Origin of the sequence: Pseudomonas sp. 8 R 14 (assembly GCF_900005955.1) — a bacterium.
Taxonomy (GTDB): Bacteria; Pseudomonadota; Gammaproteobacteria; order Pseudomonadales; family Pseudomonadaceae; genus Aquipseudomonas; species Aquipseudomonas marginalis.
In genome coordinates, this window is sequence record NZ_CVTH01000062.1 from 29,030 (window position 1) to 46,033 (window position 17,004).

At 60.1% G+C, this 17,004-nt stretch carries 15 protein-coding genes and 1 pseudogene; 12 read left to right on the forward strand and 4 right to left on the reverse strand.

Going from position 1 to position 17,004, the window contains the following annotated elements; all coding sequences use genetic code 11:
• Nucleotides 1-34 precede the first annotated feature (34 nt).
• Nucleotides 35-1,441 carry an amino acid permease gene (locus BFQ01_RS15655; protein ID WP_065925957.1) on the forward strand — a complete coding sequence of 469 codons (1,407 nt, stop codon included), beginning with the start codon at nt 35-37 and terminating at the stop codon, nt 1,439-1,441.
• Here BFQ01_RS15655 and BFQ01_RS15660 read toward each other — a convergent pair.
• Nucleotides 1,387-2,283, reverse strand: coding sequence for a LysR substrate-binding domain-containing protein (locus BFQ01_RS15660; protein WP_065925958.1), 897 nt, complete (start codon nt 2,281-2,283; stop codon nt 1,387-1,389). The two genes, BFQ01_RS15655 and BFQ01_RS15660, sit on opposite strands and share 55 nt — an antisense overlap.
• Before the next feature lie 107 nt (nt 2,284-2,390).
• On the opposite strand from BFQ01_RS15660, the gene BFQ01_RS15665 reads away from it, so the two are divergent.
• The 7 genes from BFQ01_RS15665 (at nt 2,391) to BFQ01_RS15695 (ending at nt 9,391) form a co-directional block, all read left to right on the forward strand.
• Nucleotides 2,391-3,155 (forward strand): sulfite exporter TauE/SafE family protein, encoded by a 765-nt coding sequence (locus BFQ01_RS15665; RefSeq protein ID WP_065925959.1) that lies wholly within the window; start codon nt 2,391-2,393, stop codon nt 3,153-3,155.
• A gap of 118 nt (nt 3,156-3,273) precedes the next feature.
• Entirely contained in the window at nt 3,274-3,864 is a 591-nt protein-coding gene (locus tag BFQ01_RS15670; protein WP_065925960.1) for an NAD(P)H-dependent oxidoreductase, read from the forward strand.
• 30 nt (nt 3,865-3,894) lie between these two features.
• Nucleotides 3,895-4,791 (forward strand): LysR family transcriptional regulator, encoded by an 897-nt coding sequence (locus BFQ01_RS15675; protein WP_065925961.1) that lies wholly within the window; start codon nt 3,895-3,897, stop codon nt 4,789-4,791.
• 103 nt (nt 4,792-4,894) lie between these two features.
• Nucleotides 4,895-5,788 carry an NAD-dependent epimerase/dehydratase family protein gene (locus BFQ01_RS15680; protein ID WP_065925962.1) on the forward strand — a complete coding sequence of 298 codons (894 nt, stop codon included), beginning with the start codon at nt 4,895-4,897 and terminating at the stop codon, nt 5,786-5,788.
• A 184-nt stretch (nt 5,789-5,972) separates the two neighbouring features.
• Nucleotides 5,973-7,151, forward strand: a complete 1,179-nt coding sequence (locus BFQ01_RS15685; protein WP_065926022.1) for an AAA family ATPase — start codon at nt 5,973-5,975, stop codon at nt 7,149-7,151.
• The gene (locus tag BFQ01_RS15690; protein WP_065925963.1) at nt 7,144-7,824 is read left to right on the forward strand and encodes a hypothetical protein; all 681 of its coding nucleotides are present in this window, start codon (nt 7,144-7,146) and stop codon (nt 7,822-7,824) included. Before BFQ01_RS15685 ends, BFQ01_RS15690 begins: the two co-directional genes overlap by 8 nt.
• Before the next feature lie 121 nt (nt 7,825-7,945).
• Entirely contained in the window at nt 7,946-9,391 is a 1,446-nt protein-coding gene (locus BFQ01_RS15695) for a SulP family inorganic anion transporter (protein ID WP_065925964.1), read from the forward strand.
• 131 nt (nt 9,392-9,522) lie between these two features.
• Here the strand turns inward: BFQ01_RS15695 and BFQ01_RS15700 are convergent, their stop codons facing one another.
• Nucleotides 9,523-9,903, reverse strand: coding sequence for a lysozyme inhibitor LprI family protein (locus BFQ01_RS15700; protein ID WP_065925965.1), 381 nt, complete (start codon nt 9,901-9,903; stop codon nt 9,523-9,525).
• A gap of 247 nt (nt 9,904-10,150) precedes the next feature.
• On the opposite strand from BFQ01_RS15700, the gene BFQ01_RS15705 reads away from it, so the two are divergent.
• The 4 genes from BFQ01_RS15705 to BFQ01_RS15720 are packed head-to-tail and all read left to right on the forward strand — an operon-like array spanning nt 10,151 to nt 14,236.
• The gene (locus BFQ01_RS15705) at nt 10,151-11,500 is read left to right on the forward strand and encodes a GntT/GntP/DsdX family permease (protein WP_235865606.1); all 1,350 of its coding nucleotides are present in this window, start codon (nt 10,151-10,153) and stop codon (nt 11,498-11,500) included.
• A 12-nt stretch (nt 11,501-11,512) separates the two neighbouring features.
• Nucleotides 11,513-12,373, forward strand: a complete 861-nt coding sequence (locus tag BFQ01_RS15710) for a MurR/RpiR family transcriptional regulator (RefSeq protein WP_065925967.1) — start codon at nt 11,513-11,515, stop codon at nt 12,371-12,373.
• 1 nt (nt 12,374) lies between these two features.
• Entirely contained in the window at nt 12,375-13,838 is a 1,464-nt protein-coding gene (locus BFQ01_RS15715; RefSeq protein ID WP_065925968.1) for an N-acyl-D-amino-acid deacylase family protein, read from the forward strand.
• A gap of 29 nt (nt 13,839-13,867) precedes the next feature.
• Nucleotides 13,868-14,236, forward strand: a complete 369-nt coding sequence (locus BFQ01_RS15720) for a glyoxalase superfamily protein (protein WP_065925969.1) — start codon at nt 13,868-13,870, stop codon at nt 14,234-14,236.
• A gap of 640 nt (nt 14,237-14,876) precedes the next feature.
• On the opposite strand, the gene BFQ01_RS33365 is transcribed toward BFQ01_RS15720, so the two are convergent.
• Entirely contained in the window at nt 14,877-15,740 is an 864-nt protein-coding gene (locus BFQ01_RS33365; protein ID WP_370671263.1) for a methyl-accepting chemotaxis protein, read from the reverse strand.
• Between the two features lie 39 nt (nt 15,741-15,779).
• Nucleotides 15,780-16,796 (reverse strand): annotated as a pseudogene (locus BFQ01_RS33370) (methyl-accepting chemotaxis protein); the annotation flags it as partial.
• Nucleotides 16,797-17,004 lie beyond the last annotated feature (208 nt).

Sequence of the window (17,004 nt, forward strand, 5' to 3'; positions counted from 1 at the left end):
ATAGTGCAACCACAATAATAAAGGGGCACACCACGTGAGCACACCCGACAACGGCTTTGCCGAGATCACCCACCGCGAACTGGGCCTGAGGCGCCAGCTCACTTCCGGCCAGATGAGCATGATCGCCATCGGTGGCGCCATCGGCACCGGGCTGTTCATGGGCAGCGCCTATGCCATCGGCTACGCCGGGCCCAGCGTGCTGGTGAGCTACGCGATCGGCGCGTTGATCACCTTGCTGCTGATGGGCTGCCTGGCCGAGATGACGGTGGCCCATTCCACCTCGGGCTCTTTCGGCGCCTATGCCGAGTTCTACATCAGCCCGCTGGCCGGGTTCCTGGTGCGTTATGCCTACTGGGCGGCGATTGTGCTGGCGGTGGGGGCCGAGGTCACGGCGGTGGCGATGTACATGAAGTACTGGTTCGCCCACGTGCCGGAATGGGTGTGGATCGTGTCGTTTTCCAGCGTGCTGATCCTGCTCAACGCCATCAGCGTCAAGACTTTCGGCAACTTCGAGTACTGGTTTTCGACGATCAAGATCAGCGCCATCGTCGGCTTCATCATCCTCGCGGTGTACGTGGTATTCGGCTCCGGCAACCCGCAATACGGGGTGCAGAACTACACGGCCCACGACGGGTTTTTCCCCCATGGCTTGAGCGGCATGTGGATCGCCGTGATCGTGTCGATCTTCAGCTACCTGAGCGTCGAGATGATTGCCGTGGCTGCCGGTGAGGCGGCGGACCCGGAGCAGGCCGTGAAGAAAGCCTTTCGCGCGACCATCGTGCGGCTGGTGGTGTTTTACCTGCTGACCCTGGCGCTGATGCTCGCCATCGTGCCATGGAACCAGGCCGGCCAGGCCCAGAGCCCGTTCGTCACGGTGATGCAGACCATCGGCATTCCCGGCGCCACTGGGGTGATGAATTTCGTGATCCTGATTGCGGCCTTGTCGGCGATGAACAGCCAGCTCTACATCACCACGCGCATGATGTTCAGCCTGTCCCGCGCCGGCTTTGCGCCCAGGTCCATGGGGGCGTTGAGCAAGAGCGGCATTCCGCTGAATGCCTTGCTGTTGTCCAGCTCGGGCATCGCCCTGGCGACGCTGTTGAACCTGGTGTACCCGGAAAGTTCGTTCACCCTGATGATGGCGATCTCGATGTTTGGCGCGATCTTCACCTGGTTCATGATCTTCCTCACGCACCTGTTCTTCCGGCGCTATCGCAAGCGCCATGGCGGCGCGAAGCTGTCGTTCCAGTTGCGCCTGTTTCCCTACAGCACGTTATTGGGGCTGATGCTGATGGGCGCGGTGATGATCACCACGTACTTCACCGAAGCGTTCAAGATGACCCTGGTGTTTGGCGTGCCGTTCCTGCTGATTCTGTCCGCGGTGTATTACGGGTTTTTCCGCAAGGGCAGGGCCAAGGCATCGAACAAGGTCTTGGCGTAACCCGGCAATTGTTCGAACGAACGCGCGCATAACAGCAACGCGCGGCAAGCCCACTCTTCCTGCAACGGTTGGGCGATGAAGCGGCGCGGCGCTGGCCAGCGCGCCAGCGCCGCCTGGGGCACGATGCCCAGGCCGGCGCCGCGGGCCACCATGCGAATCAGCCCGTCAAAACCCTCGGCGCGGATGCGCGTCTGCACACGAAAGCCCGCGTGCAGTGCCTGTTCTTCCAGATACACCGCGAGGGCGCTGGCGGCGGCCAGACCCACGTAGTCGTATTGCAGGCTGTCGACAAAGCTCACCGTGCCGCCCGCCAGGGGATGGTCGTGCGGCATGATCAGCGCCAGCGGGTCGTCGCGAAAGGGCAAAGTCTGCAAGCCATGGGTGTCCACGGCGTCGGAGATGATCCCCAGCTCCGCCGTGCCCTGGCGCAAGGCCTGGGTGATGCGCAGGCTGGGCAATTCCTGCAGGTCGATATCGAGGTTGGGGTGTTCGCGCAGAAAGTCCGCGAGCAGTTCCGGCAGGTATTCGCTGAGCGCAGTGGTGTTGCACAGCAGGCGCACCTGGCCTTTGACGCCCTTGGCATATTCCGCCAGGTCCTGTTGCAGGTGCTCGGCCTGTTGCAACAACAGGCGGGCGTGACGGGCCAGGGCCTTGCCTGCCGGTGTGGGGGTGACGCCGCGACGTCCACGCTGGAGAAACTCGATGCCCAACGACGCCTCCATCGCCCGGATGCGGGCACTGGCGGCGGCCAGGGATAAATGGCTGCGGGCCGCGCCGGCGGTGATGTTGCCGGTGTCGAGGGTGTGCAGGTAGAGGCGCAGGTCGATCAGGTCAAAGTGCATGGCTGATGGCTCGAGGGAGTAGACGGGCCTCAGGCTCACGCAAAACAAGAGGCTGCCTCAGTATATGGCGAATTTTAGAGCGCATCGAAAAGTCGCACACTCTGCCCATGAATACCTTCCTCGCGTTTTACCAGAACCTCGGCCCCGCCCTTACCTTGCTGGTGATCGGCACCTTCCTGCTGGCCGGTACGGTCAAGGGTATCATCGGCCTGGGCCTGCCCACTGTCGCCATGGGCATGCTCGGCCTGGCTATGTTACCGGCGCAGGCTGCGGCATTACTGATCATCCCTTCGACCGTCACCAACCTGTGGCAATTGGCATTCGGCGGGCACCTGAGTGCGTTGCTCCGGCGGCTGTGGCCGATGTTGCTGCTGATTTTCCTCGGCACTGGGCTGGGCACGGTGTCGCTGGGGATGGACGGCGGGCAATGGGTGGTGCGCGCACTGGGCGCGGCGTTGCTGGCGTATGCACTGAGCGGACTGTTCCTGCCCACGTTCAAGGTCAAGGCCCGGACCGAGCGTTGGCTGGGCCCGGTGTGCGGGCTGATCACCGGCCTCATCACCTCGGCCACCGGTGTGTTTGTGATTCCTGCCGTACCGTACCTGCAGGCACTGGGTTTGAATCGCGATCAACTGGTGCAGGCGTTGGGGCTGTCGTTCACGGTATCGACCCTGGCCTTGGCCGCCGGTCTGGCCTGGCACGGCACCTTGGGCGCTGGCGCAATCAACGCCTCGTTGCTGGCCTTGGTGCCGGCGCTGCTGGGCATGTGGCTGGGCCAAGTGCTGCGCCAGCGCATCAGTGCGGTGCTGTTCAAGCGGGTATTTTTTATCGGCATGGCACTGCTGGGCGGGCATTTGCTGATCGGCGGTTAACAATTAGTGATCCATTCGTGCCTTGTGGTCAAAGGTATTTTGCCCGGTGGCGGCTTATTCCGAAGGGCCGAGGTGGATAGGCTGCGTCCAGACATTTTCAACCTTCTGGATGCTTCCCATGAAAAAAGTACTCCTGCTCAACGGCGGTAAAAAGTTCGCCCACTCCGATGGCCGCTACAACACCACCCTGCATGACACCGCCTTGGCGGTATTGGACCGAGGCGGTATCGACGTCAAGGTCACCCATATCGACGAAGGCTACGACGTGGCCGAAGAAGTCGCCAAATTCCTCTGGGCCGACGTGATCATCTACCAGATGCCCGGCTGGTGGATGGGCGCGCCATGGATCGTCAAGAAGTACATCGACGAAGTCTTCACCGAAGGCCACGGCAGCCTGTACGCCAGCGATGGCCGCACCCGTTCCGACGCCTCACAGAAATACGGCAGCGGTGGCCTGGTCCAGGGCAAGCACTACATGCTGTCACTGACCTGGAATGCACCGCAGCAAGCCTTCGACGATCCGACCGATTTCTTCGAAGCCAAGGGCGTGGATGCGGTGTACTTCCCGTTCCACAAAGCCAACGAGTTCCTCGGCATGACCGGCCTGCCGACCTTCCTGTGCGTGGACGTGATGAAACGCCCGGCCATCGAGGTGGATGTGGCGCGCTACGAACAGCATCTGGCGCGGGTGTTCAACCTCTCGGTGTAAGCTGCGGTACACCGATAACGAGGACCGCCCGTGAAAGCCCGATCCGATGAGCTACAGATCTTCGTCAGCGTGATTGAGTGCGGCTCGATTTCCGCCGCCGCGGAGCAGGTCGGGCAGACGCCATCGGCGGTCAGTCGCACCCTGTCGCGCCTGGAAGCCAAGCTTGAGACCACGCTGATCAACCGCACCACGCGGCGCATGGACCTGACCGAGGAGGGCAAGTACTTCTTCGAGCAGGCCAAGCTCATCCTGGCGCAGATGGACGAGCTGGAAGAGCGTCTGTCGTCACGTCAGAAGAACCCCGCCGGGCGCCTGCGCATCAATGCCGCCGTGCCGTTCATGCTGCATGGGATCGTGCCCTACATCGCCGAATTCCGCCGTTTGTACCCGCAGATCCAGCTGGAGTTGAACAGCGATGACCTGATCATCGACCTGCTGGAACAGAGCACCGATATTGCGATTCGCATCGGTGCCCTGGCCGACTCAACCCTGCATGCGCGATCCCTGGGCTGTACGCCGCTGCATATCCTCGCCAGCCCTGATTACCTCAAACAGTACGGCACGCCGACGACGGTCGCCGAGTTGGCTGACCACACCCTGCTGGGCTTTACCCAGACCGAAACCCTCAACCACTGGCCGCTGCGCCATGTGGAAGGTGACCGCTGGCTGATCGAGCCCAGCGTGGCCGCGTCCAGTGGTGAAACCCTGCGCCAGTTGGCGTTGGAAGGGCAGGGCATTTGTTGCCTGTCGAACTTCATGACCGTCGAAGACATCAATGCCGGGCGCCTGGTGCCGGTGCTGGAGGCGTTCAACAGCGGGTATCGCCAACCGATCCACGCGGTGTTCTACCGCAACTCGCAATTGGCGCTGCGCATCCAGTGCTTCCTGGACTTTATCCAGGCCAAGCTGGCGCGGTATTCCTGCTGATTCGTGACCCTCACGCAAGAGTGAATTGGGCGGTGCGGGCTTATTCGTCAGGGATGAGTCCGTAACAATGGACCCATCACTTACCCCGTCAGGAGCACTCTCCATGCACGTATTCATTACCGGCGCAGCCGGTTTTATCGGCGGTTCCATCGCCACCGGCCTGGTCAAGGCCGGTCACACGGTCACCGGCCTGGTACGTAGCGCCGAGCAAGCGGCTGAAATGACCGCCCTGGGCATCAACCCGGTGATCGGCACCCTCGACGATGCTGCTGTGTTGACCGAGCAAGCGCACAAAGCCGATGCAGTGATCAATGCCGCGAGCAGCGACCATCGTGCTGCGGTGGAAACCCTGCTGGCCGCACTGAAAGGTTCGGACAAGCCATTCCTGCACACCAGCGGTTCGAGCATCGTGGGGGATGCGTCGGGCGGTAAGTCCAGCGGTGTCATCTATTTCGAAGACAGCCTGCCGGAACCGACCGTCGACAAGGCTGCCCGCGTGGCCATCGACAACCTGATCCTGGCGGCCGCAAAAGACGGCGTGAACTCAGCGGTAATCTGCAACACCCTGATCTACGGCCACAGCCTCGGTGTGAAGCGCGACAGCGTGCAACTGCCGCGCTTGCTCAAGCAGGCACGCAAGAGCGGTGTGGTGCGCCATGTCGGCACCGGGCAGAACATCTGGTCCAACGTGCACATTGAAGACGTGGTGGCGCTGTACCTGCTGGCACTGACCCGCAACGTGCCGGGTACGTTCTACTTTGTGGAAAGCGGCGAGGCCTCGTTTATCGACATGACCACGGCGATTGCCCAAGCCCTGAACCTGGGCCGGCCGCAGGATTGGCCGTTGGCCGAGGCTGAGGCCGAGTGGGGCTATGAAATGGCCAACTATGGCCTGGGCTCCAACAGCCGCGTGCGCGGCAGGCATGCCCGCGAGTTGCTGGGCTGGGCGCCGAAGCGTACGTCCGTAGTCGAGTGGATTCGCCACGAGATGGTTTAACAGAGGTGGGACACGGAGGGTATGCAGCTTAAGCGGTCGCCATTGGGCGGCCGTTTGTGTTTATGGACTGAATGAACGTGTACATGGATTGCGTGAAAGGCTTCCAGCCTAGAGAATGCAAGGATTCTGTTATCAGGCTTATGCCCGCCTGCGGTTTTTGGCGATGAAAGACTTGGAGTCTCGAATGATAAAAACCATAGTGATTAAAGGCTTCAAGTCTATTCCAGAGTTGACGCTAGAGTTAGGACGAGTTAATTGCTTTATCGGCGCCAACGGTGTCGGTAAAAGTAATATCTTGGAGGCCATTGGTGTTTTGGGCGCAGCAGCAAACGGCGTAGTTGATTCGGAGTCTCTTCTGCGACGTGGCGTCAGACCTGGTTTGCCGAGACTTTACAAAACGTCGTTCACCGGCGGAAGAACGCCGCCAGAAATTCGATTGAGTGCCATAGGTGCTCAAAGTGAGGAATATCGAACTTCAATTTTGAACCCTATTGATAAGCCTGAGCCGGCTTGGGAGTTCAAGACAGAGTATCTACGAGATTCGAATACTGAGATTCTGACTGCCGGTGTCAGAAGTTTGAAAAATTTGAAACCTACTGCTGGATTGGCGGCACTTAAGTTGGTGGATCTTTCACCGGATAACCCGGCTGCCAAATTGATGCAGCAGTTGCAGGACTACGCGATTTATAGCCCGAATACACCCACCCTACGGGCAATGGTGGCTGACCCGCAAACGCGTTCACCGCTGGGGTTGTCGGGCGGGCGGCTGGCTGACGCATTTGCTGAACTCAAGAGTGCTTTGGACGCTGATCCGCAATTGATGGACTCCGTACTGGAGTTAATCGACTGGGTTATCGATATTGACGCCGTATCAACGGCAAATTCTTTATTGTCACCCTCGGTATCCCGTACTGGCCAAAGCGTTCTAAAGCTTACTGATCGATATATGAAAAGTGGGCGCAACTCTCTCACGGCATACGACGCCAGTGAGGGCGCTTTGTACGTATTGTTCAGTGCAATTCTATGTTTATCTCCTGCCGCGCCGATGGTGCTTGCGATTGACAATCTGGATCAAGCCTTGAACCCGCGTCTTGCCATGCGGCTGACTGAAAAACTGTCTTATTGGTTGAAGAAAAACGATGCCCGCAGACAGCTACTGTTTACAACTCATAACCCTGCCGTACTTGATGGACTTGACCTTTCGGATGATGAAATTCGTTTATTTGCGGTTGATCGCAATAGTGAAGGCCATACCAGTGTTATTCGGATAGAGCCAACCGAAAAGCTACTGAAAATGAATAAAGAATATCCGCTGTCCCGGCTATGGATGATGGGGCACCTAGGGGCGCTGCCCAATGTCTGACTTGCGCATCGCGTTGATCGCCGAAGGAAAAACCGACCTGGTGGTGGTGGAGGCTGCTCTTAAGGCGATTTTATTAGAGCCGTTTGTTCTCAAACTGATACAACCAGAAGCATCTTCACGTGAACTGGGTGAGGGCTGGGGTGGTGTTGCCAAGTGGTGTCATCAAAGTGTCGAGCGCGGTGAGGGCGTATTGCATGATGATCCAACACTTTTTTTGTATGACTTTTACATCATTCATTTGGACGCTGATGTGGCTGGCATGACGTATGCGCATGCCAGGCTTGAAGAGCTTGCTCAGCAACACAGTTGGGGCGCGTTGCTGTGTCAGATGCCGTGTCCTGTTGCACAGGATTCGGTTACCGCTTTGCGTACCGTCCTGCTGTCCTGGCTAGGCAATCCTGTTCCCACAAGCAAGACAGTGATTTGTATTCCCTCCAAGGCTATTGAGTCTTGGTTGGCGGCCGCCATCCTCCCGGCGACTGCAACTGCGCTTACAGATATCGAATGCAATTTTAATATGAAAACGGTATTGGCTCAGTTGTCCAAGGCGTCCCGGATCAACAAGCGAGCTGACTACATATTGAGAGCCCCTTTAGTCCAGAGTAGATGGAAGCGGGTATGTCAGCTTTGCACCCAGGCCGATGTCTTTGATCAGGATGTCAGAGCTGTGTAGTCTTCGTCGGCTGTTAAGATTCCCGCGATTTTCACACCCTTCAAAAAAGGCGATCAGTCAGGATCGCGTTTGTCATCATTGATGGCTGAAGTTTTTACTGACTTATACTTTTTGGTACCTCATGAACCTCACTCGTCTGCGCGCCGATGCCCTGGCCGGCCTCACCACGTCCTTTGCGCTGCTGCCCGAATGCATCGCCTTTGCCCTGGTGGCTCACCTCAACCCGCTGATGGGGCTGTACGGCGCCTTTATCATCTGCACCCTCACGGCGTTGTTCGGCGGCCGGCCCGGCATGGTGTCCGGGGCGGCAGGCTCGATGGCGGTGGTGATCGTCGCGCTGGTGGTGCAGCACGGCGTGGAATACCTGCTGGCTACGGTACTGCTGGGCGGGCTGATCATGGTCGCGTTCGGCCTGTTGCGCCTGGGCAAGCTGGTGCGCATGGTGCCGCACCCGGTGATGCTGGGGTTCGTCAACGGCCTGGCGATCATCATTGCCCTGGCCCAGTTGGAACATTTCAAGAACGGTGAACGCTGGCTCAGCGGTACGCCGTTGTACGTGATGACGGGCCTGGTGCTGGTGACCATGGCCATCGTCTACCTGCTGCCGCGCATCACCCGTGCGGTGCCGCCGGCCCTGGTGGCGATCCTTGGCGTGGGCCTGGCCGTGTACCTGCTCGGCCTGCCGACCCGTACCCTCGGCGACATGGCCCACATCGCCGGCGGCCTGCCGAGCTTCGCGCTGCCGCAGATCCCCTGGACCCTGGAAACCCTCGGCATCATCGCCCCCTATGCGTTCCTGATGGCCATGGTCGGCCTGCTGGAAACCCTGCTGACCCTGAACCTCACCGACGAAATCACCGAGACCCGTGGCTACCCCGACCGCGAAAGCGTGGCCCTGGGCGCGGCGAATATGCTCTCGGGCCTGTTCGGCGGGATGGGCGGTTGCGCGATGATCGGGCAAACCGTGATCAACCTCAGCTCTGGCGGGCGTGGACGTTTCTCCGGGGTGTTCGCCGGGGTGATGATCCTGCTGTTTATTTTGTTTCTGTCACCGCTGATCGAGCGGATCCCGCTGGCGGCGCTGGTGGGGGTGATGTTCGTGGTGTCCCAGCAGACCTTCGCCTGGGCGTCCCTGCGGGTGATCAACAAGGTGCCGCTCAATGATGTGCTGGTGATTATCGCGGTAACAGTGATCACGGTGTTCACCGACCTGGCCACCGCCGTGCTGTGCGGCATCGTGATCGCAGCACTGAACTTTGCCTGGCAACAGGCCCGTGAGCTGTACGCCGATGAGCATCTGGAAGCGGATGGCAGCAAGCTCTATCGCCTGCACGGTACGCTGTTCTTTGCCTCGACGACGCCGTTCCTGAACCAGTTCGACCCGGCCAACGACCCCGCCCAGGTGACGCTGGATTGTCGTCACCTGAGCTTTGTCGACTACTCGGCGATTGCCGCACTGATGACCCTGCGCGAGCGCTACAGCAAGGCCGGCAAGCATTTGCGCGTGCTGCATTTGTCCGAACGCTGCAAGAAGCTGCTCAAGCGTGCCAAGGTTCACCACGACTGATCACATACCCCTGTAGGAGCGAGCTTGCTCGCGAAAAACCAGAGAGCGCCGCGGGCATCCAGAAAGCCCGCGTTGTCGTTGGCGATCTTCGCGAGCAAGCTCGCTCCTACAGAGGGCGATGCAGCCTTGCATTACGGCCCGACCAGGTCTTCCAGTTCCTGGGCGCGGGTCTGGGTCATGTCCAGCACGCAGCCGGTGCCGTTGACCTGGTCGATGGTGCCGCCGGTAGCCGAGCCGACGAAGGCACAATTGGCGTCACGGTACTTGATCCACAGGCGCTGCAGGTCCTGCAGTTGCTGCCTGCGGTTGCCTTCCTGGGCGGCGAGGGCGGTTTTGTAGGCTTTGTTCAGGCGCGTGTCTTGCACCTTGGTTTCCTTGACGTTGCAGCTGACCATGTCGGCAGTGGTATTGGCGCCGTCCATGCATTTTTTCAGCGCCGGGTTGTCGGCAGCGGCGGCAGTGCCGCACACGGCGAGAAGCAGGGCGCCGGCGGCGAGTGTGGTGCGAATCATGCTCGATTTTCCTGGCATCGGTGGATGTGCATTCTATGACTCAAGCCTCTTCGTTGAGTTTCCAGCCTTCTCTGAACTTCATGTAAGAACACCCCCCGAATTTTCATGCGCGGCCCTTGGGCATACCCCAACGCGACAGCGCTTATCTGTGGGCGAAAGTTACTTTCATAAAATTTGAAAATGCTCCTCGGTAATGATTTATGAGTTTCACAACCAATTCGACGTGACCCTTTCCGAGGAGTACCGCATGGCCGCATCACCGGGCTTCGGGCTGTTGGCATACGCTGCCATCGCCATCATTGCTTTGATCGTGCTGATCGCACGTTACCGGCTCAACCCGTTTATCGTCATCACCCTGGTGTCCATCGGCCTGGCGCTGATGGCCGGGATGCCGGCGGACACCATCATGGGCTCCTACGAGGCGGGCGTCGGCAAAACCCTGGGGCATATCGCCCTGGTCGTGGCGCTGGGCACCATGCTCGGCAAGATGATGGCCGAGTCCGGTGGTGCCGAGCAGGTGGCGCGCACCCTGATCAACCGTTTCGGTGAACGTAATGCCCATTGGGCCATGGTGTGCATCGCCTTCCTGGTGGGGCTGCCGCTGTTTTTCGAAGTGGGCTTTGTGCTGCTGGTGCCAATCGCCTTTACCGTGGCGCGGCGCGTGGGGGTGTCGATCCTGATGGTCGGCCTGCCGATGGTCGCCGGCCTGTCGGTGGTGCATGCGCTGGTGCCGCCGCACCCGGCGGCGATGATGGCCGTGCTGGCGTATAACGCGTCGGTGGGGCAGACCGTGCTCTATGCGATCCTCATCGGTATCCCGACGGCGATCATCGCCGGCCCGGTGTACGCCAAATTCATCGTGCCGCGTATTCACCTGCCGGCGGAAAACCCGCTGGAACGCCAGTTCATCGAGCGCGAACCCCGTGAGCGTTTGCCGAGCTTTGCACTGACCATGGGCACCATCCTGTTGCCGGTGGTGCTGATGATGATCGGCGGTTGGGCCAACGTGATTTCCACCCCGGGTACGGGCTTCAACCAGTTCCTGCTGTTTATCGGCAACTCGGTGATCGCGCTGCTGGTGGCGACCCTGGTGAGTTTCTGGACCCTGGGCCTGGCGCAGGGCTTCAACCGCGAGTCGATCCTCAGGTTCACCAATGAATGCCTGGCGCCGACCGCGAGTATCACCTTGCTGGTGGGCGCAGGCGGTGGCCTGAACCGGATCCTCGTGGATGCAGGCGTCACTCATGAGATCCTCGGCCTAGCCCATGCCTTCCACTTGTCGCCGCTGGTGATGGGCTGGCTGTTCGCGGCGTTGATGCGGATTGCGACGGGCTCAGCCACGGTAGCCATGACTACGGCTTCGGGCGTGGTAGCCCCGGTCGCCCTGGGCCTGGGTTATCCACACCCGGAATTGCTGGTGTTGGCTACTGGCGCGGGTTCGGTGATCTTTTCCCACGTTAACGACGGCGGCTTCTGGCTGATCAAGGAATACTTCAATATGACGGTGATCCAGACCTTCAAGACCTGGACCGTATTGGAGACCCTGATCTCTGTGGTTGCCTTCGGTCTGACTTACGGTCTGTCCTGCATTTTGTAACCCGGAGCCTCCATGGACATCCTCTACCAGATCCGCGCCCGCCAGGATTCCTTCAGCGCCGGCGAAGGGCGTATCGCCAGGCTGATGCTGGAGGATGTGGGCTTTGCCGCCTCGGCCAGCCTGGAAGAGCTGTCCCAACGGGCCGAGGTCAGTACCGCGACCTTATCGCGGTTTGCCCGCAGTGTCGGTTGCCGGGACTTGCGCGATCTGCGCCTGCAACTGGCCCAGGCCAGCGGCGTCGGCAGCCGCTTCCTGGACCCGGCGGGGTTGCCTGAGCAGTCGGCGTTTCATCGGCAGATTCTTGGCGATATCGAGGCGACGCTGCGCCAGCATTTGTCGGGTTTCAACCAGGCGAGTTTTGTCGATGCGGTCAACCTGCTGGGGAAGGCGCGGATGATCCACGCGTTCGGCATGGGCGGGCCGTCGAGTTTGTGCAGCGATGAATTGCAGGTGCGCCTGGTTCGCCTGGGCTACCCGATTGCCGCCAGCCACGACCCGGTGATGATGCGTGTCACGGCGGCAACCCTGGGGCCGGAACACGCGCTGATCGTCTGCTCGCTCACCGGCCTCACCCCCGAGTTGCTTGATGTGGTGGCGCTGGCGCGCAACTACGACGCGCGCATCGTCGCCATCACCCTGGCCGACTCGCCCCTGGCGCAGTTGGCGGATGTGCTGCTGCCGCTGCAACCGGCCGAAACCAGTTTTATCTACAAACCCACGGCGGCGCGCTACGGCATGCTGCTGGCCATCGACCTGCTCGCCACCGAGCTGGCGCTGGCCCTGCCCGACGACAACCAGGAACGTTTGCGCCGGATCAAGCTGGCCCTCGACGATTATCGCGGCGGCCCTGACAGCCTGCCGCTTGGAGATTGATATGACGTACGACACGCTGATTCGCCAGGCGCTGATCATCGATGGCAGCAACACCGAAGGGTTTGTCGCCGATGTGGGGCTGCGTGACGGGCGCATCGAGACCATTGGCGACTTATCGACGGCGGTGGCCGCGCATGAAATCGATGCGACTGGCCGTGTGCTGGCGCCGGGCTTTATCGATGTCCACACCCATGACGACACGGTGGTCATCCGCCAGCCACAGATGCTGCCCAAGCTCAGCCAGGGCGTGACCACGGTGATTGTCGGCAACTGTGGCATCAGCGCCTCACCGGTGAGTTTGCGCAGCGATCCGCCGGACCCGATGAACTTGTTGGGCAGCGCTGCAGCGTTTGTTTATCCCCGTTTCAGCGACTATCGCAGCGCCGTTGAAAGCGCTCATCCAGCGGTCAACGTTGCGGCATTGATCGGTCACACGGCGCTGCGCAGTAACCACATGGACGACCTGCATCGCACTGCCACACCGGATGAAATCGCCGCCATGCGCGTGCAGTTGCACGAGAGTCTCGAGGCCGGCGCCCTCGGTTTATCCACAGGCCTGGCCTACGCCAGCGCGTTCAGTGCCGAGACCGATGAAGTGCTGCAACTGAGTGAAGAACTCACGTCCTTCGGTGCGGTGTACACCACCCATTTGCGCAGCGAATTCGAACCGGTGCTGGAGGCGATGGACGAGGCTTTTCTGATTGGCCGGCACGCACAGGTACCGGTGATCATTTCCCACCTCAAATGTGCGGGAGCGGGGAACTGGGGGCGTAGTCCGCAGCTTTTGGCAGCGTTGGAATCAGCGGCTAAAACCCATCCGGTGGGGTGTGATTGTTATCCCTATGCGGCCAGTTCCTCGACCCTGGACCTCAAGCAGGTGACCGACGCGTTTCGCATCACGATTACCTGGTCGACGCCGCACCCGGAAGTGGGTGGGCGCGACTTGCAGGACATTGCCGGCGAATGGGACGTCTCCCTGATGGACGCCGCCCGTCGTCTGCAGCCTGCGGGGGCGGTGTACTACGGGATGGATGAAGCGGATGTGCGACGCATCCTTGCGCATCCATTGTCGATGGTGGGGTCTGATGGGTTGCCTGAAGATCCGTTTCCACACCCACGCTTGTGGGGGGCGTTTCCACGGGTGCTGGGGCATTTCAGCCGGGATGTCGGGTTGTTCCCGTTGCATACCGCCGTGCACAAGATGACCGGCTTGTCGGCAGCGCGTTTTGGGTTATCCGAGCGTGGTGAAATTCGTGAAGGGCACTGGGCCGACCTTGTGTTGTTCGACCCGTTGCGGGTACGGGATGTGGCGGACTTCAATGAACCTCAGCGTGCAGCGCAAGGCATTGATGGCGTGTGGGTCAACGGCGTATTGAGCTACAGCGATGGTCGGGCGAACGGTCAGCGATCGGGGCGATTCCTGGCGCGCAGTGGGGATTTGCGTGATGGGTTTTCGACTCTATAGTGGGCGCTTTCATACACGGAGCGGTTGCCATGCACTTAGGAAAAGTTACCCCCATCCTGCGGATTTTCGATGAGGCCAAGGCCTTGGAGTTCTACGTCGACTTCCTGGGGTTCAAGGTCGATTGGCAGCATCGCTTCGAGGTGAATTTCCCGCTGTATCTGCAGGTGTCGTTGGGGGAGTGCGTGCTGCATTTATCCGAGCATCATGGCGATGCTTCGCCGGGCGCGGCGGTGCGGATTCAGGCGCAAGGGGTGGACACGTACCAGCAGCAGTTGGCAGGCAAGGATTACCGTTACGCCAAGCCTGGGGTTGAGGAAACGCCTTGGGGATCGCGGGAGATGAGCATCAAGGATCCGTTTGGGAATCGGGTGGTGTTTGTTGAGGAAGGTGAGGGCTGAGAGGCAAATCGCAGACAATAAAAAACCGCCTTAGTAGGGCGGTTTTTTATTGCAATCCCGGTTAGTAGCTGGGGTTGCATATTCAGCGGAAGCTATGACCAGCGAGAAGAATACTACTGCCGATTGTCGCGCCCCGCAAGGACTGGCCAAGGCCGACGATTTTCACGCATTTCACTGAATGTTTAAAAAAAACGGTGGCAAGAATTGGCAATAAATTAGCGGAGCTCTGCGGAGGGTTTTCTCATCGCCCGTCACACCTTCGATGAAGATGTTGGTTAGTATCACCCCCGTTCCAAGTATGTCGTTTGTAGGTGGCTGGGTATGCGCGCGGAATTATGGACCGAACGCCACGGGCTAGTAATCCGTGCCGGATTTATGCGGGAGGAACCAAAGCCCGGCCGCCTCATCGGAAGCTATGACCAGCATCCTAAGGCCCACATGTTCCGGTAAGTGTGCTGGAGGTAAGGCCCAACTTACGGAGGGCTGAGTATGTCTAAGTTTGCACGACGTACATGGAACCTCGTAGTGAACTGCCTACGTGCTTATCACGTATGGAAGTTCCTGCGGGACAGCTTCGATGACCGCTAACGTCTGAGAAGTGGAGCCGCCTCGGTATATGCCGAGGCGGCTTTTTGGTTTCTTACACCCGGAAGTGACTGACCATCTGCTGCAACTGGCTACCCAAACGTGCCAGTTCCACGCTCGATTTTGCCGTCTCATCGCTCGCGGTGGCGGTCTGCTCGGACACGTCACGCACATTCACGATGCTGCGGCTGATCTCTTCGGCCACGGCGCTTTGTTGTTCGGCAGCGGCGGCGATCTGCTGGTTCATCGACTGGATGTTCGACACCGTGCGGGTAATGTTTTCCAGTGACACACCGGCCTTGCGCGTCAGTTCGACACTGCTGTCGGTGAGGCTGCGGCTGTTGTTCATCACGTTGGCGACTTGCTGGGTGCCGTTCTGCAAACCGGCGACCAGGCCTTCGATTTCCTCGGTGGATTTCTGCGTGCGCTGGGCCAGGCCGCGCACTTCGTCGGCGACCACGGCAAAGCCGCGACCGGCTTCACCGGCACGCGCCGCTTCGATCGCTGCGTTGAGGGCCAGCAAGTTGGTCTGTTCGGCCACAGCCTTGATCACGTCCATCACGCTGCCGATCTTGTTGCTCTCTTGTTGCAGGTGCGCCATGGCATCGGTGGAACGTTCCACTTCGGCGGCCAGGCGTTCGATCTGGGCGATGGCCTCGGCCACCACTTTATCGCCTGCGCGGGCCTGGCCGTCAGCGTCGGCGGCGGCCAGAGAAGCTTGCTCGGCGTTGCGTGCGACTTCCTGCACGGTGGCGGTCATTTCGTGCATTGCCGTGGCGACCTGATCGGTCTCGATCTTCTGGCTGTTCACACCGGCGCTGGTCTGCTCGGTGACGGCCGACAGTTCTTCGGCGGCGCTGGCGATCTGGGTCACGCCGTCGCGAATCCCGCTGATCAGTTCACGCAAGGTGGTGCCCATGCGCTGGATGCCTTGTTGCAGTACGCCCAGCTCATCGCGACGGGTGACCTGGATATTGTGGCTCAGGTCGCCGGAGGCGATGCGCTCAACCACGGCCAGGGTTTCCTGGATCGGGCGGGTGATCTGGCGGGTGATCACCCAGGCAGCAATGATGCCGACCAGCAGTGCAAGCAAGGTGCTGATCAATTGCAGGCTACGGGCTTGTGCACTTTCGGCGTCACGGCGGTTCAACTGGATGTCGTAGAGCTTGTCACTGATGGTGACGATGTCGGCACCCTGGGTGGTCATTTCAGCACGGGCGGCGACAATGTTGGCGTTGGCGGCCTTGTAGTTCTGCACGGCGCTGCGATAGGCGCCAAGGGCGGTTTCCAAAGAGGTCAGTGCGCTTTGCTGGCTGGCGCCGAAGGCGGCGCTGAGGTCTTTCAAGCCACTGATGGCTTTTTCGATTTGTGCGGCAGCGCGGGCTTCGGTATCCGGGTTGACGTTGCCGGTGTAGCCACGTACTTCATAGCGGGCCAACTGGAACTGCATCTTGGCGTCGGCCACGGCCTGGAACTGTGCAAGGTGCTCCGCGCTGTCGGGCATTTGCTTCACACTGGCTTCCAGCGCGTCGATTTGGGCGTTGGCGATATCGGCCTTGTCGCCCATCATTTGGCGAGAGGTATTACCGTTACGGTAAGCCTCACGCATTTTGTTCAGGGATTGCTGATAAGCCGTGATGATGGCTTTCTGCTCGTTGAGCAGCTTGACGTTTTCCGGGCTCTTGAAGCTGTCCAGGAGTTTCTGTTGCTGGGCAGCGAAGGTGTCCAGGCTGGTCTGCACGTTCTGCGCCACGGCTTCGTCGCCGTTAGCGAGCATGTATTGCAGGCGCACGATGCGCAGTTTGGTCAGCGACGCGTTGAGCTGGGTGATATCGCTCATCCAGTTACTACGGTCGATCAGGCTGCCGAGGCTGGTCCAGCCGGTGAAGGCCAGGATTGAGGTGAGGACCAGTACCAGGCCAAAGCCCAGGCCCAGTTTGAGGTTGACGCTGATGTTACCGAACCAGCTGTTCATCGAATGCTCCGCGAAGGTGATTTTTTGTCTGCTGGACGGTGTTGTTGTTTGAGCCAGCCAAGGTGTGTAGGCCTGTATCGGCGAAAGGGTTTGAATCTGAAGCGCTTTTATCGTGCGTGCGACGAAGCGTCGCGATCCCGGTGCCGCTCTGCCGTGCAGGGCTCATCACGAGCGGGTCTTGTGTGCTAGTCTGCTGGCCCTTTTAGTT

Bases quoted from the DNA above. Each gene is read 5' to 3' on its own strand.
- BFQ01_RS15660 (WP_065925958.1), bottom strand. From the start codon at position 2,283: ATGCACTTTGACCTGATCGACCTGCGCCTCTACCTGCACACCCTCGAC.
- BFQ01_RS15665 (WP_065925959.1), top strand. From the start codon at position 2,391: ATGAATACCTTCCTCGCGTTTTACCAGAACCTCGGCCCCGCCCTTACC.
- BFQ01_RS15670 (WP_065925960.1), top strand. From the start codon at position 3,274: ATGAAAAAAGTACTCCTGCTCAACGGCGGTAAAAAGTTCGCCCACTCC.
- BFQ01_RS15680 (WP_065925962.1), top strand. From the start codon at position 4,895: ATGCACGTATTCATTACCGGCGCAGCCGGTTTTATCGGCGGTTCCATC.
- BFQ01_RS15685 (WP_065926022.1), top strand. From the start codon at position 5,973: ATGATAAAAACCATAGTGATTAAAGGCTTCAAGTCTATTCCAGAGTTG.
- BFQ01_RS15690 (WP_065925963.1), top strand. From the start codon at position 7,144: ATGTCTGACTTGCGCATCGCGTTGATCGCCGAAGGAAAAACCGACCTG.
- BFQ01_RS15695 (WP_065925964.1), top strand. From the start codon at position 7,946: ATGAACCTCACTCGTCTGCGCGCCGATGCCCTGGCCGGCCTCACCACG.
- BFQ01_RS15700 (WP_065925965.1), bottom strand. From the start codon at position 9,903: ATGATTCGCACCACACTCGCCGCCGGCGCCCTGCTTCTCGCCGTGTGC.
- BFQ01_RS15705 (WP_235865606.1), top strand. From the start codon at position 10,151: ATGGCCGCATCACCGGGCTTCGGGCTGTTGGCATACGCTGCCATCGCC.
- BFQ01_RS15710 (WP_065925967.1), top strand. From the start codon at position 11,513: ATGGACATCCTCTACCAGATCCGCGCCCGCCAGGATTCCTTCAGCGCC.
- BFQ01_RS15715 (WP_065925968.1), top strand. From the start codon at position 12,375: ATGACGTACGACACGCTGATTCGCCAGGCGCTGATCATCGATGGCAGC.
- BFQ01_RS15720 (WP_065925969.1), top strand. From the start codon at position 13,868: ATGCACTTAGGAAAAGTTACCCCCATCCTGCGGATTTTCGATGAGGCC.
- BFQ01_RS33365 (WP_370671263.1), bottom strand. From the start codon at position 15,740: ATGGGCACCACCTTGCGTGAACTGATCAGCGGGATTCGCGACGGCGTG.